Annotated in this window: 16 protein-coding genes; 10 read left to right on the top strand and 6 right to left on the bottom strand. The window is 53.0% G+C overall.

Going from position 1 to position 14,110, the window contains the following annotated elements; genetic code table 11:
• From K7P01_RS26285 to K7P01_RS26250, 8 genes are all read left to right on the top strand, one after another.
• On the top strand, window positions 1-630 hold the full coding sequence (locus K7P01_RS26285) for a polysaccharide deacetylase family protein (protein ID WP_267297575.1): 630 nt from the start codon (window positions 1-3) through the stop codon (window positions 628-630).
• Window positions 627-1,712 carry a glycosyltransferase gene (locus tag K7P01_RS26280; protein ID WP_267297574.1) on the top strand — a complete coding sequence of 362 codons (1,086 nt, stop codon included), beginning with the start codon at window positions 627-629 and terminating at the stop codon, window positions 1,710-1,712. The genes K7P01_RS26285 and K7P01_RS26280 overlap by 4 nt, the downstream gene beginning before the upstream one ends.
• Window positions 1,709-2,065: a diacylglycerol kinase family protein gene (locus tag K7P01_RS26275; RefSeq protein WP_267297573.1), complete on the top strand. Its 357-nt coding sequence runs from the start codon at window positions 1,709-1,711 to the stop codon at window positions 2,063-2,065. Before K7P01_RS26280 ends, K7P01_RS26275 begins: the two co-directional genes overlap by 4 nt.
• Window positions 2,066-2,166: 101 nt before the next feature.
• Window positions 2,167-2,646: a response regulator gene (locus K7P01_RS26270; protein WP_267297572.1), complete on the top strand. Its 480-nt coding sequence runs from the start codon at window positions 2,167-2,169 to the stop codon at window positions 2,644-2,646.
• 147 nt (window positions 2,647-2,793) lie between these two features.
• Window positions 2,794-6,150, top strand: coding sequence for a SusC/RagA family TonB-linked outer membrane protein (locus tag K7P01_RS26265; RefSeq protein WP_267297571.1), 3,357 nt, complete (start codon window positions 2,794-2,796; stop codon window positions 6,148-6,150).
• A gap of 24 nt (window positions 6,151-6,174) precedes the next feature.
• A complete protein-coding gene (locus tag K7P01_RS26260) occupies window positions 6,175-7,704 on the top strand; it encodes a SusD/RagB family nutrient-binding outer membrane lipoprotein (RefSeq protein ID WP_267297570.1) in 1,530 nt (509 codons plus the stop codon).
• A gap of 134 nt (window positions 7,705-7,838) precedes the next feature.
• A complete protein-coding gene (locus K7P01_RS26255; protein ID WP_267297569.1) occupies window positions 7,839-8,273 on the top strand; it encodes an SRPBCC family protein in 435 nt (144 codons plus the stop codon).
• Between the two features lie 155 nt (window positions 8,274-8,428).
• Window positions 8,429-9,214 (top strand): alpha/beta hydrolase, encoded by a 786-nt coding sequence (locus tag K7P01_RS26250; protein ID WP_267297568.1) that lies wholly within the window; start codon window positions 8,429-8,431, stop codon window positions 9,212-9,214.
• A 68-nt stretch (window positions 9,215-9,282) separates the two neighbouring features.
• Here K7P01_RS26250 and K7P01_RS26245 read toward each other — a convergent pair whose 3' ends face one another.
• Window positions 9,283-9,642: a nuclear transport factor 2 family protein gene (locus K7P01_RS26245; RefSeq protein WP_267297567.1), complete on the bottom strand. Its 360-nt coding sequence runs from the start codon at window positions 9,640-9,642 to the stop codon at window positions 9,283-9,285.
• 83 nt (window positions 9,643-9,725) lie between these two features.
• Window positions 9,726-10,385, bottom strand: a complete 660-nt coding sequence (pyrE, locus tag K7P01_RS26240; protein WP_267297566.1) for an orotate phosphoribosyltransferase — start codon at window positions 10,383-10,385, stop codon at window positions 9,726-9,728.
• A gap of 101 nt (window positions 10,386-10,486) precedes the next feature.
• Here pyrE and K7P01_RS26235 point away from each other — a divergent pair, with 101 nt between their 5' ends.
• Window positions 10,487-11,176 carry an NUDIX hydrolase gene (locus tag K7P01_RS26235; RefSeq protein WP_267297565.1) on the top strand — a complete coding sequence of 230 codons (690 nt, stop codon included), beginning with the start codon at window positions 10,487-10,489 and terminating at the stop codon, window positions 11,174-11,176.
• Between the two features lie 20 nt (window positions 11,177-11,196).
• Here the strand turns inward: K7P01_RS26235 and coaD are convergent, their stop codons facing one another.
• The 3 genes from coaD to K7P01_RS26220 all read right to left on the bottom strand — a co-directional run bounded on the left by coaD (window position 11,197) and on the right by K7P01_RS26220 (window position 13,122).
• Complete coding sequence (coaD, locus tag K7P01_RS26230; RefSeq protein WP_267297564.1) at window positions 11,197-11,655, bottom strand: pantetheine-phosphate adenylyltransferase; 459 nt, start codon at window positions 11,653-11,655, stop codon at window positions 11,197-11,199.
• A 13-nt stretch (window positions 11,656-11,668) separates the two neighbouring features.
• The gene (locus tag K7P01_RS26225; RefSeq protein ID WP_267297563.1) at window positions 11,669-12,556 is read right to left on the bottom strand and encodes a DUF3822 family protein; all 888 of its coding nucleotides are present in this window, start codon (window positions 12,554-12,556) and stop codon (window positions 11,669-11,671) included.
• 101 nt (window positions 12,557-12,657) lie between these two features.
• Window positions 12,658-13,122 (bottom strand): NUDIX domain-containing protein, encoded by a 465-nt coding sequence (locus K7P01_RS26220; protein ID WP_267297562.1) that lies wholly within the window; start codon window positions 13,120-13,122, stop codon window positions 12,658-12,660.
• 119 nt (window positions 13,123-13,241) lie between these two features.
• On the opposite strand from K7P01_RS26220, the gene K7P01_RS26215 reads away from it, so the two are divergent.
• Window positions 13,242-13,658: a DUF1573 domain-containing protein gene (locus tag K7P01_RS26215; protein WP_254087308.1), complete on the top strand. Its 417-nt coding sequence runs from the start codon at window positions 13,242-13,244 to the stop codon at window positions 13,656-13,658.
• Window positions 13,659-13,716: 58 nt separating this feature from the next.
• On the opposite strand, the gene K7P01_RS26210 is transcribed toward K7P01_RS26215, so the two are convergent.
• Window positions 13,717-14,106, bottom strand: a complete 390-nt coding sequence (locus K7P01_RS26210) for a DUF423 domain-containing protein (protein ID WP_267297561.1) — start codon at window positions 14,104-14,106, stop codon at window positions 13,717-13,719.
• Window positions 14,107-14,110: the final 4 nt, after the last annotated feature.

The following is a 14,110-nucleotide window of genomic DNA, read 5'->3' as shown; positions in this document are numbered from 1 at the left end:
ATGATACACCGCACACCGTTTATTCTGCCGATGTTATATCCTTCGCTGGAGTGGCGCGTGCCCACGCAGGCGAAAGAGATATATCTTACCTTCGACGATGGCCCCGTGCCAGGACCCACCGAGTTTGTTTTAGATACGTTGGCGGCCGCCCGCGCCAAGGCTACGTTTTTTTGCATCGGCGACAATGTGCGCCGGCATGCCGCTGTCTTTAGCCAATTGGTCGCGGCTGGACATGCTGTTGGTAATCATACCTTCAATCACCTGAACGGCTGGAAGACTCCCACGCATCACTACCTGCAAAATATACAGGCTTGCGCGGAGGCTCTTGCGCCCGGCAGCATGCAGGCTGCGAAGCATTTGTTCCGGCCGCCGTATGGCCGTATTACACGGAGCCAGATTCAACACCTGCGCGACTATCGCATTATTATGTGGGATGTGCTGTCGGTGGACTATGACAAGTCACTGCCTGCGGAGCGTTGCCTGCGCAATACGTTGGGGGCTGTTCGCCCGGGCTCGATTGTAGTATTTCACGACAGCCTGAAGGCTGAGAAGAATATGACCTACGCATTGCCGCGCCTGCTGGAGCAGTTGGCAGGGGAGGGGTATAGTTTTAAATCGTTGAACGAATGAAGCGTGTGCTGGTTGCACCGCTGGATTGGGGCCTGGGACATGCCACGCGTTGCATTCCGATTATCCGCGCGCTGCAGGCCAGGGGTTGTACGGTGTTGTTGGCCGGCAGCGGTGATTCCCTGCAGCTGCTACGGCAGGAGTTTCCTTCCTTATTTTATGCAGTGTTGCCGGCTTATCAACCTCGCTATCCGGCAACGGGTGGCTCGATGGTTCGGGCGATGGCGCTACAGCTTCCCAAATTTCTCACCGTGATTCGCCGCGAGCATGTGGCCGTGGAGCGGCTCGTGCGCGAGCAGTCGGTGGACCTGGTCATTGCCGACAACCGGTATGGATGCTGGTCGGCATTGGTGCCCAGTATCTTTATTACGCATCAATGTACGATCCTCATGCCGCGTCGCTTTGGATGGCTGGCCTCTATCGTGGCGCGTATGAATCAGCGGAGCATAAAACGGTTCACGCGTTGCTGGTTGCCGGATTACCCGGGTGAGGCGAGCCTGGCGGGAAAGCTGGTGGAGTGTGGTGAGCCCATCCGCGATACCACGCATCGTTATATTGGTGCGCTGTCACGACTGTCGCCGGCCGTGCCGCGGGAGAAACGTTATGACCTCGTGTGTGTGTTCTCCGGGCCTGAGCCGCAGCGTACGTTGCTGGAGCAGACGGTTACGGAGCAAATAAATCGCAGCGCGCTGCGCGTATTGATTGTACGCGGGTTGCCAGGTGGGCGAAAGATGCCGCCGTTGGAAACGCGGGCAGCGGTGGTGGACTTCCTGGCAAGTGACGGTTTACAAGAGGCATTGGAGGCATCTCGTTGCGTGTTGGCGCGCTGTGGTTTTAGCACGGTGATGGATCTGGCACATGTTGGGGGGAATGCTATTTTTGTTCCGACGCCCGGGCAGACGGAACAAGAATATCTGGCGGCCAGGTTGATGGAAAAGAGAATTGCCTACAGCGTGGCGCAGCAGGATTTCCACCTGGAGACGGCCTGGCAGCAAGCATCGCAGTATAGCGGTTTTGCGCCGGTTACGGGTGCGCGCGGTATATTGCTGGACCGGGCGATTGAGGAAGCACTGATGTTATCATGAATACCTTTCTACAAAGTGTACGGTATGCGCTGCAAGGGCTCCAGGCTGCTTTTGTCGGCCGGAACTTTCGCCTACAGCTGGGCATGGCGTTGCTGGTGCTGGCGGCTGGCTTTTATTTTTCCATCACGCGACTGGAGTGGTGTGTCTTATTGTTCAATATAGCGTTGGTGTTGAGTCTGGAAGTTGTCAATTCGTCCCTCGAAAATTTAGTTGACCTCGTGACGCGTGAGCGGCATCCACTGGCCGGCAAGGTGAAAGACCTGGCGGCGGGCGCGGTGGTGGTGGCATCGGCAATGGCTGTCGTTATGGGGGTGATTGTTTTCTGGCCTTATGTGGAGGCTGCATTGAATTGATTCTGTCCCTTCGTTTACCCAATTTGATCGTGCGTGTTGTGTCTTAGGGCGGTTGTCCCGGTGGCAGGGTATTTATAAATGTTACGCCGGCGAAAATGATTATGCGCGAACGAAAACTCTCTGTAACAACTTCACCGGAACCTAGCCCGGCAGATGCCGGTACCTCCCGGAAGAAAAAGATCCTGATTGTGGAGGATGACCAGGATATGCTCTCGATCTTATGCAAGGTCTTGCAAGACAAGGGCTACGAAGTGCTGGGGCTGCCCAGCGCCATGGCCATCGTCGACGGCCTGCATGGAGACCCCGACCTTTTTATATTGGATAAAAATATGGACGTGATCGACGGCATTGCCGTCAGCAAGTATTTACGACTGAAGTCAGGCGGACGGCGTGTGCCGATCGTGATGATCTCGGGCAGTGACAGCCAGGCGCGTGCGAAAGCTGCGGGTGTGGATTGTTACCTGGAGAAACCGATTGATGTGAAGCGGTTGCTGGCAGTTGTGCAACACTATATCGACGGACCGCTGCCTATCGCGATCGATCGCAGCTCGCTTCCGGATGATACCCGGTTGTGCGGATAAACTATATATCACACGGCGCACAGATTATAGAATCGTGAAAGGACGAGGTCGATGTGGTGTACTTGTTAATTCTTCGGTAACGTTGGGCTAAAGGCTTCATCAAAGTTATCGTTGATCTTTGGGGTTTACATCTCTTAAACCCCCCGTATGTTTAGATCTATATCGAAAGAATTTATTGTGTGGAAGCGATTTGTCTTTCCGCTTCTGTTTTTTGCGATGGTCGCGGTGACGCACACCACTTTTGCACAGCGTACTGTGTCCGGAAAAATTGTTTCAGGAGAAGATCAATCGCCGTTACCGGGTGTTAATGTTTTGGTGAAGGGTGCCGGGCAAGGCACTGTTTCTGATGCTAGTGGAAATTATACCGTGACGGCCGGTGAACAAGATATCCTGATTTTTTCATTTGTCGGTTTTCAGTCTCAGGAGGTTGCACTGAACGGCCGGGCTTCTATCGATGTTGTGCTGGCCCCGGATGCGGAGCAACTTACGGAGATTGTGGTGACGGCACTCGGTATCGAGAAAGATAAAAAGGCCCTCGGGTATTCCGTGCAAAGTATCGGTTCAGAATCGCTGACGACCGCGCGGGAGACAAACGTTGTCAATCAGCTTGCCGGTAAGGTAGCTGGGGTTACGGTGATTGGCAGTCCGTCGGGTATTGGTGGGTCGGCTCGTGTGACCATTCGTGGCGAGCGCTCGGTATTGCTGGACAAGAACCAGCCGCTCTACGTTGTAGACGGCGTGCCGATCAGCAACGGGTTTACGGGTGCGTCTGGCAAGGGCAACCTGGAAGTGGATTTCGGCAACGGCGCAGGATTTATTAATCCGGATGATATTGAATCGATGACGGTTCTAAAAGGTGCGGCGGCTGCGGCACTGTATGGAAGCCGTTCGGCTAACGGTGTGATTCTTATCAAAACAAAGTCTGGGAAGGGTACGAAGGGTATTGGTGTGGAGTTGAATTCCAACACCACGTTTGAGTCGGTGCTGCGACTGCCTGACTACCAAAACGTGTATGGGCAGGGTAACGGCAATGGCGGCGACTTCGCTTTCGTCAACGGTGGCGGCGCCGGCAATACCGATGGCACGGATGAAAGCTGGGGACCGGCGTTTAACGGCCAGTTGTACCCGCAGTTCAATTCGCCACGTACGCTGAACGGGCAGCCGATTGACAGTCGCGGAGGCGATTTGAATGCGCCTGACGGCAGCGTTATCACGGCGACGCCGTGGTTGAACGACAAGGACGGCATCAAGAATTTTTTCGAGACTGGGAGGACGCTGACGAACAACGTTGCGCTTGTCGGCAGTAACGATAAAGGTGATTTTCGGTTGTCCTATACCAACCTGGATCAGACGGGTATTGTTCCGAATACGGATTTGCGCCGGAGCACGATTTCTTTTGGTGGTGGCTATCATCTAACCGAGAAGTTTTCGGCCCGCGCCTTTGTGAGCTATATTAAAAGTGAGAGCGACAACCGGCCGTCCATCAGTTATGGTACGGAGAATATCATGTACCTGTTTAATTGCTGGTTTCCACGTTCGGTCAACATGTCATCGCTGCGGGATTATTGGATGCCCGGCCAGGAGGGGCTGAAGCAATATAACTGGAACTACAATTACCATGACAATCCCTACTTCACGATGTATGAAAATACGAACGGGCAAGATGTCGATAGGCTGATCGGCAATGTTTCACTGAAGTACGACTTTACGCCCTGGCTGAGTCTGCAGCTTCGCACGGCTACAGATTATGCCAATGAGCGCCGGCAATTCCGTCGGGCGTTCAGCACACAGCGTTTTCCGTTCGGGCAGTATCGTGAGCAGAAGGTTGTTACGGAAGAGCGGAACTCCGACTTCCTGCTGACGATGAATCGCGATATCATTCCTTCGCAGCTGAGCCTGACGGTGACGGCGGGTGGAAACCAACTTCGTCAGAAGTCTGAATTTCTAGAGGTGAATGCCCCGCAGCTGAACATTCCGGGCATCTATAATTTAACCAACTTTCGGGCGCCGTTGCAAACATCGCAGACGGACACCAAAAAGTATATCAACAGCTTATATGCTTCCGTGCAGTTGGGCTACCGTAGTGTGCTCTTCCTGGATTTGACCGCCCGCAACGATTGGTCCAGTGCGCTTACGCTTCCGGAAGTATTGAAAGCTGCCGGCATCGGGTCGGAGGACAACTCGTATTTCTATCCTTCGGCGGCGCTGAGCGGTGTGATTTCAGACATGGTGGAGCTTCCTGACTTTATTTCTTTTGCCAAGGCACGCGTGGCACTTTCGCAGATCGGCAATGACACGGATGCGTTCACTTTTTCGCAATCGTTCAATCCGTCTGACCCGTTCGGGTCTACGCAGGTGTATGGCGAAACAGATCGTCTGGCGAACTATAGCCTGAAGCCCGAGATCAGCACGTCGTACGAAACAGGCGTGGATGTGCGTTTTTTTGGCGGGCGTATAGGCCTTGACGTTACGTACTATCGCACGGTTACCAAGAACCAGATTATCGACATTCCGATCTCCATGGCGACGGGTTATGCGAAGCGTGGTGTCAACGCCGGAGAAATAAAGAACTACGGCGTCGAAATTATGCTCAACACCACGCCGGTGAAACTTAATAATGGGTTTCAGTGGAATCTGGATTTAAACTTCTCCGTTAACCGAAGCCGTATCGGCTCTCTCTCGGACGGTTTGACGAACCTGGTCATGGCCGACCGCGGCGTAACGATCGAAGCCCGTGTAGGTGAGCGGATGGGTGACTTGTACGGTCTCGGCTTTGCGCGTGTACAGAGTACGGACGATACCAAACCCTACTACGATGCTACGGGCACGTATACTGGTCAAATGGTATTCGAGAAGGGCCGTCCGGTTGCCACGACCGACAAGATCAAACTCGGTAACTATAATCCCGACTGGCTGGCTGGTATAAACAACACGTTTACGTTTAAGGGTCTGCGGTTGAGCTTTCTATTCGACATCCGCCATGGTGGCGAGTTATATTCACAGACGCAGGTCGTGGGACGTGAGGGTGGTATCATTGAAGAGACCCTGGAAGGTCGCGAGAACGGTTATTATCCGCAGTCGGCTGTCGACAACGATCCCGAGTTGTTGAACGCGCCTGAGGGCACGTATGTGGTGGGCAAGGGCGTCGAGCAAAACTCGGACGGCAGCTTTCGTCCGAACGACAACCGCATCCAGCCTCGTCAGTGGCATTCGGCCTGGACGGGCGGGAGAACCATTGCGGAAGGCGTGGTCTACGATGCGTCGTTTGTGAAGCTGCGCGAATTGCAACTGGGTTACCAGCTGCCGGATCGTCTTTTCAAGAATACCCCTTTCCGGAAAGTGAGTGTTGCACTGGTGGGCAGAAATCTGGCATTGTGGACGGATGTTCCGCATGTCGATCCGGAGGTCATGTCGTATTCTGGCGGCACAGCTTTGCCGGGCATTGAATACATGTCTATCCCATCTTCGCGGAGCTATGGTGTCAACATCGGTATTACGTTTTAACTCACGGCATTTTCAATATTAGTTATGAGAAACATTGCAAAAGTAACTTTGTTCTTTGTCTGCCTGTTGGCCGCGGCAGCCTGTACGAAAGATTTTGAAGAGGTCAATACGAACAACAATGTACCCGCTGCGGTACCGCCGGAGCTTCTGCTGTCGGGCGTGATTCGTAACACCATGAACGACCAGGTAAACGAGGCGTGGAGCATTGGCAACATCGTGGTACAACACACCGCCAAGGTACAGTTTGTGAATGAAGACCGTTACCTGTGGGGCGACCGCACGCGGATCTGGAACAGCGTGTATGGCAACCTGCGCGATTTACAAAATATCATCCAATCAGCGGAGGAGTCGGAACCTGTACAGAACAATTACCTTGGGGTCGCTTTGGTACTGCGGGCATGGATGTATTCGCTGGTGACTGACGCCTACGGCGATGTGCCGTATACCCAGTCGTTGCAAGGGAAGCAGGCTTTATACCAGCCGGTGTACGATAGCCAAGAGGATGTTTATGCGGCTATTCTGGCCGACTTGCGTATGGCGAACGGGATTCTAGGTACCAGTAAAGAAATTCTGGCGGGAGACATTCTGTATGGCGGTGGCGGCGACGCTATCCTGTCGTGGCGGAAGCTTGCCAATTCTCTGCGGCTGCGCTATCTGCTACGGTTGTCGGGGAAGCTCGACGTGAACGAAGAGATGGCGGCCATTGTGAACGATCCGGTTTCCTACCCGGTATTTGAATCGAACGCCGACCATGCGGTGCTGGAATATCTGGAGTCGCCACCGAATCAGTGGCCGCTGTACAACGCGCGTGTGGGATCATTTGATGAGTTTAGGTTGAGCAAAACGCTGGGCGATGTGCTTGCCGCGACGAACGATCCCCGGTTGGAGGTATTTGCGCGTCCTACGGAGAAGTCTGTCAAGGCGGGTGCGCCCGTGATTGCGGGTATTCCCAATGGGTTGGAAGATACCAAAGCACTGGATTACAACGGTGGTCCGTTGGGCGTTTCGCGTCTGGGCCTTGCGTATGCGTGCCTGTTGTGTAACGACGAGGGCGAGGCTGCGCCGCTGGCGAATGTGGCGCGGGGTCTACTGATGACTTATGCCGAGTTGCAGTTCATTCTGGCGGAAGCGCGGGAGCGCAACATGATCACTACGGGTGATGCCGAGGCTTACTATACCGCCGGGATACAAGCCAATGTGGATTATTATGCGGAGACGGTTCCAGCTTCTTACGGCACCGACCTGACGTTGCCAGCGGGTTATTTCACGCAGACGGCGGTTGCGTATACCGGCACGCAGGAGGAGAAGCTTCGGAAGATCGGTACGCAAAAGTGGATTGCCTTGTTTTTCAACGGTCTGGAGGCCTGGTACGACTGGCGTCGTACGGGTATCCCGGCGTTACAGCCGGGTGTAAGTAACCTGAACGATGATAAAATTCCAGTGCGGTTTGCGTATCCCCAGATCGAGCAATCTGTAAATGGGGTGAACTGGCGCGCGACCGTTACCACCCAGGGTGAGGACAATATCAACACAGCTGTTTGGTGGGATAAGTAGGTCCTTCCTACCAAATTATGCGCGGCAGCCTGGGTTTGTTTCAGGTTGCCGTTTTTTTTATCACTTTATTTGTGTAACCGAATAGTTTCATATATTTTCGTTATTGAATCGACTAAATCATTAACGCGTCTGTTATGGAAAAAAACGATCAGCCTTTTATTATTGAACGTACTTACAACGCGCCCGTGGAGAAGGTTTGGAGGGCGCTTACGGATAAAGATCAAATGAAGGAATGGTACTTTGTGTTGGATGAGTTCAAGCCCGAGGTAGGGTTTGAGTTCACCTTTGCCGGCAAAGGTCACAAAGGCGAGCAGTACATTCATCGCTGCAAGATTCTGGAAGTAATTCCACAGAAGAAGCTCACGCACACGTGGACATACGAGAATTATCCCGGTTATTCGACCGTTACGTTTGAGCTTTTTTCCGAGGGGAAGCAGACGCGTGTGAAACTGACTCATGCAGGGCTCGAGTCGTTTCCCCAAAACAACCCGGACTTTGCCAAAGAGAGCTTTGCCGGAGGATGGACGGAGCTTATCGGCAAGCTGCTTCAGCAATACGTGGAGAAGTAATGCGCTTATGCAACACCGGATATATACGGTATTGTTGTCGTTGTAAACGATTGAAGAAAAGAACTGCGCACCGATGATCGTATCGAGGGCATAAGCCTGTAGGAAAGAAAGAGATTAACTGCTTACATTTAGCAGAACCTATCTACCTACGTGTTATGAATATTCATGCGAGAACCGTTGTTTTTATCACCGGTGCTTTTGTTACGCATCTCGGCTGGGATCCCTGGAAAGATTATTTTGAAAGCAAGGGGTTTATGTGCCTGGCCCCCCCGTGGCCTTTTAAAGATGGGCCGCCCGATGTATTGCGGCAACGACATCCGCACGATGTCGAGCTGGCAACGCTGACGCTGGGCGAAGTGATTGATCACTATGCGGCCATTGTACAAAGCTTACAAGAAAGGCCCATTGTAATCGGTCATTCGCTGGGGGGACTGATCACGCAAGTGATCGTGAATCGCGGGCTGGCGGCTGCCGGTGTTGCTATTCACCCCGTGCCACCGTTGGGTGTGATTCCCTATGAGTTTTCTTTTTTGCGTGCAGGATGGAAAGCGTTGGGTCTGTTCACCTCTTTGCGCGAGACTTACCTGATGTCGTTCAAAGATTGGCAGTATGCTTTTGTTAATGGCATGCCGTTGGCCGAGCAGCAAAGGGCATATCAGGCAAACGTTATTCCCGAGTCGAAGACTGCGGCGCGTGGTGGTCTGACGCGCGTGGCGAAAGTAGATTTTGACAAGCCGCATGCACCGCTGCTGCTCACGTCGGGATCGGAAGATACGATCATACCGGCACACCTGAACTATCGCAACTTCAAACGCTATGCGCAGAACGGATCGGTAACGGAGTATAAAGAATTTGCCGGGCGGAATCATTTTGTATTAGGGCAGCCTACGTGGCAGGAAGATGCCGACTATATTCTGGCGTGGCTCGCACGACAACGTTGATCCCGTGAAAATACAAAGCGCTTCCCGGTATTGCCGGGAAGCGCTTTGTTGCTATTGTTGGAAGTACGTTATACGAAGAACTCTTCGGATACGATCTTGCCATCTTTTACCTGGTATACGCATAGTTCAGGCGTGGTCATACGCGGCTGGTTTTTCATGGTTACGTCCATGGCCATGGTAAAGGCAATGGTGTTGCCGGCGACCAGCGGATCAGAAACATCGATGCCGTGCACCTGCTCCACCATGTTATCGAATTTTTTGCCTTTTTCCAGAATGGCCTTCAAGCCGACGGTTTCTTTGGAAAAAGCAGGTGTAGCGTACGGCTCGATGCTTTTAGCATTGTCGGCGTACAGTTCTTTCTGGGCGCCGTCCCAATCACCTTTGCGGCAGTAGCTTGCCAGGCGGTTTGCAATTTCTTTTGTTTCCATGGTATTTGAGTTTTGGTTTAAATTCCAAAGGTCAAATAACATGCCCGGGGGTGACAAAGGTGTGTCAGCAGCCTTTATAATGTTTAGGGTATGGCACGCCAGTTGGCGGGGTCTACGCGCCAGGCCTTTAGCGAGGTGATCTGGTCCGAGGAAATGAGGTTGTGGGCGGATGCGTATGCAATCAGGCTGCTATAGTCGCTAAGGCTTACCAATGGCACGTTTGCTTCCCGGAAGTTGCTTACGGCCACTTCGAAGCCATATGTGAAGATGGACACCATGCCCAATACGTCAAATCCGGCATCGCGCAGGGCCTGTACGGCTTTGAGTGAGCTGCCACCGGTGGAGATGAGGTCTTCGATCACGACGACGCGCTGGCCTTTGACCACTTTTCCTTCAATGAGGTTTTCCATGCCGTGGTCTTTTGGCTTCGGACGCACATAGACGAATGGCAGCTGCAGCACGTCGGCTACCAGGGCGCCTTGCGGCACGCCGGCGGTGGCTACCCCGGCGACGGCTTCGGCGCTGGGAAACTTTGCACGAATGGCCTGTACGAGGCCGTCGCGGATGGCGGTGCGGATGGCCGGGAAGGAAAGGGACAGGCGGTTGTCGCAATAGATCGGCGATTTCCAGCCTGATGCCCAGGTAAAGGGTTTTTCGGTGTTCAGCTTAATAGCCTGGATTTCCAGCAGCATAGACGCTACGGAGGCTGCTGTTTGCTCTTGTACGTGTACGGTCGTTGCCATGGGCGCGAAGGTACTGCCAAAAATCTTTTTCGCAACCGCTTGTCTCCTTACGAATATTTTATTCTTTTGCGCTGAATGGAAGGTGTAAAAAGGAAACGGCCATGATCATTTTTATTAACGACATTCCCGTCCGGATACTTAAAAGCGACGAAATGCCCGATGGCGGCCGGATCAACTCGACTGCCGATGCCGCTGTGAGACCTTTGACGCCTGCGGATCTGATCCACCACGTATGGATCAAAAATGTTACCGATCGCGACTTTGATGCGATCATCGGTTTTCTTGATTCGAAGGTTCCGACCAATGTGCTTTCGCTGGCACTTTCCGTGACGGACTATGCGGGTATCAAGGACTATCTGCGCAGCCGGTTTAAGGTGGTAAAAGCCGCCGGCGGACTGATCCGGAAGAAAGATAAGTTCCTGATGATCTACCGCATGAAAAAGTGGGATTTGCCGAAGGGTAAGAAGGAAAAAGGCGAACGCAACCGTACAACTGCCGTACGCGAAGTGGAGGAGGAGTGCAACGTATCCGTTAAGCTCGGCCCGAAGGTCTGCACGACCTGGCACACCTATACCATGAACAAGAACGCCTTCTTAAAAAAGACGCGTTGGTTTATCATGGATATTGTCGACGACTCGCGCATGCGCCCGGCAGTGGACGAAGATATTGAAGAGGTTCGCTGGATGAACAGCAAGGAGGTATACCACGCGCTGGAGCATTCGTATAAGTCCATCAACTACGTCTTTGAACAATACTATGCCTCGCTCGAGGTAAAGTCGACACCCCGCTAATTTGCGGAGCCGGGAGAATCTTATAATTTATAGGGTAGGAACTGCGATACATCGCCGCCGTACTTGTGTACTTCGCGGATGATGGACGAGCTGATCCATGCCAATTGCGGTGTGGTGATGAGGAACACCGACTCGAGCTCGTCGTACAGCTGCCGGTTTACCTGCGAGATGCTGTTTTCGTATTCGAAGTCCGTGGTGTTGCGCAGGCCACGTAGCAGGAAGTGGGCGTTGTGTTTGCGCGCCAACTCGGCCGTGAGCTCGGAATAGGTGAGGACTGTGATATTGGGATATTGCTGGAACGCCTCGTTGATGTTGACGATCATTTTTTCGATCGGGAAATACCGGTTGCTTTTCTGGCTGTTGTAGCCGATGGCGATGATGATCTCATCAAACATTTGCAACCCGCGGAGGACGATGTCTTCGTGGCCCCTGGTGAAGGGATCGAAGGAACCGGGGAAAAGCGCAATGCGTTTATTCATAACGGTACGGAAATTACGGCATCAGGTGCACGCTGTAAAGATCAAAGTAATGGTGGTCCTGGATGTCGTCAAACATATAGCTGAACTGCATGGTGGCAGGCCGGCTTCCAAACCAGACGTTGCTGATATACTTGTAGAACTCGTGGTAATGCGGCGAGTTCTTGCCGATGTACCCCCAGAGAATTACCTGGCTTGTTTGCTGGTTCAGGTTAAGAGCTTTCATGACCAGCATGATGTATTTGATATAGTCGGAAAACTCCTTAATCGCAAACTGATTATAGTACATCAACTTACCGTCTTTGCAGACGAGTATATGGAGCTTGAACCGATCTACGTAAATATAGAGGGGTGTGTCTTCGCGGTCCTGAGATGATGACAGTGTGCCTTCGATCAGCGCGGCCGACTGGTGTGTGAACACGGGCGGGTTGCTGGGGTACATGTTAAGCAGCCAGCGGTGCAGGTCTTTGTTGATGGCAAAAACGGTTACCGCTTGCGCCGTGGGGTTGTACGTCGCCAGAAGGTCTTCACGGTCGGGATCCACGTGCGCGTTGAATTTCAGGTAGTCTTCCATCGATTCTTCTGCAAACAACGCCACGGGTACTTGTACGAATTTTTGATTCTTGATCGAGATTTTGATCTTTTTCCAGAACCCTGCTTTGAGTACCGCGTGTGAGTCGAACAGTTGATCGAGGAGCTGCAACAGCGCCTCGTGTGAGGTGAGGTTGGGGAGAACAAAGTCTTCCAGCAACAAGGCGCGGTTATCGTAGGGGTCGACCACAAGGATTTGAAAGTCGCGGGTGCCCAGTTGGATCAGCAGATGGTATTGATGAATAGATTCCTCATCGAAACGCTCGTCCCTGACTTTTTTTATGAGCTTATAGTGAAGTGTGGATGGTTGCAATGTCTTCCTGTTTTCCGCTTGTGGCGCGTTTTGGGATGGGTTCTTTGCAATAATAAAGATTTTAGCGGGGAAATCACAAGTTGGGGTGGGTGGCTCGCCGATTAAATCCTGTAAAAACCACACAGTTTACGCACTTCGGCGGCCGTGCCGGCCAGGCGGAAAATGCCATGTGCATCGGGGGTGGCTTTACCTGCAAGTGTTGTGACCGGCAGGAAAGCGGCATCGGTCAGGAGGGGGAGCTCGGGGTCGTCGCCTACGCGCAGGGTGCCTCCGGTTATCGTGGCTTCGAAAAACAGCTCCAGCGCGTGGAGGGGTGGGTGGAGGAATTCGCAACCAAAGAGAAAACGGCCGGGGAGTACGTGCAGGCCGGTCTCTTCGAGGAATTCGCGCACGAGGGCATCTTCCAGTGTTTCACCGGTTTCGAGGCCGCCGCCGGGTGGAGCCCAGAAGCCGTTGGCCGACACCCCGCGGTGGCAGACCACCAGCAGGTTGTCATCCTGCCAGCACAGGCCGCAAACCCGCACACGTAGCCGGTTTCCGTAGACCCGGGCTATTTCTCCGTCCATAACAATTTCGCTCAGTGTTTTCCGCTACCGCGTAGCAAAGCACGGCAGAAAGTCAGAAATTTCGATCATTCTGGCAGCATTGTTGGTATGAACTAGTTAAATTTGAAAAAAAATAGCGTATGAAGAAGTATCTGTTTCTGATAGTAATGGTGGCCTTTGCCGCCGGTGCTTATGCGCAACAGGCAAGCACTAAAAAAGTAAGCGGCCCCGTGATCACGTTTGAGAAGAAAACGCATGATTTCGGTGAGATCGTACAAGGCGACAAAGTAGAGGAGACCTTCAAGTTCACCAACACGGGTACTGAACCGTTGATCCTTACCAACGTACAAGTAACGTGCGGTTGCACAACGCCGAAAGGCTGGCCTCGTGATCCGATTCAACCGGGTGGTAAAGGCGAAATTGTAGTGGCTTTCAACAGCGCCGGTAAAATCGGTCGCCAGGACAAGGTTGTTACGGTTGTATCAAACGCCGCGAACCCTGACGAAGCAAAAATCTCCTTTACCGCACAGGTATCCGAAAAGAAACAGCCTCAATAAGCGCTCGTTTCTAAAAAGCATTCAAAGCAGAGGCTCCCGATGGGAGCCTCTGCTGTTTTTAGCGGGTTTGTCCGTCGCGGGTGTATACCGCCAGAAAGACAAACACCCAGCCGGTGATGAGCAAGATACCACCCACCGGAGTGATTGGTCCGAATATACCGGGCTGGAAGAAGCACAGCATGTACAGGCTGCCACTGAAGAGCAATACGCCGAGGAGCAGGAAGAGCGCCGCGTGGCGCAGCTTCTTGCCTGGGTAGGTTAGTTGCAGGATGCCCACGCCCAGCAGGGCCAGGGCGTGGTAAAACTGGTATCGCGTGGCCAGCTCGAACGTGTCGAAACGGCCGGCTTGTACCAGGAAGGGCTTTAGCGCATGCGCTCCGAAGGCGCCCAGGCTGACGCCGGCGAAACCGAGCAGGGCGGCGGCCAGTAAGGTTGTACGATGATTCATATAC

Source organism: Parachryseolinea silvisoli (assembly GCF_021190955.1).
Classification (GTDB): domain Bacteria; phylum Bacteroidota; class Bacteroidia; order Cytophagales; family Cyclobacteriaceae; genus Ohtaekwangia; species Ohtaekwangia silvisoli.
The sequence above is the reverse complement of the archived record's forward strand: the minus strand, read 5'-3'. Positions and strand labels throughout refer to the sequence as shown.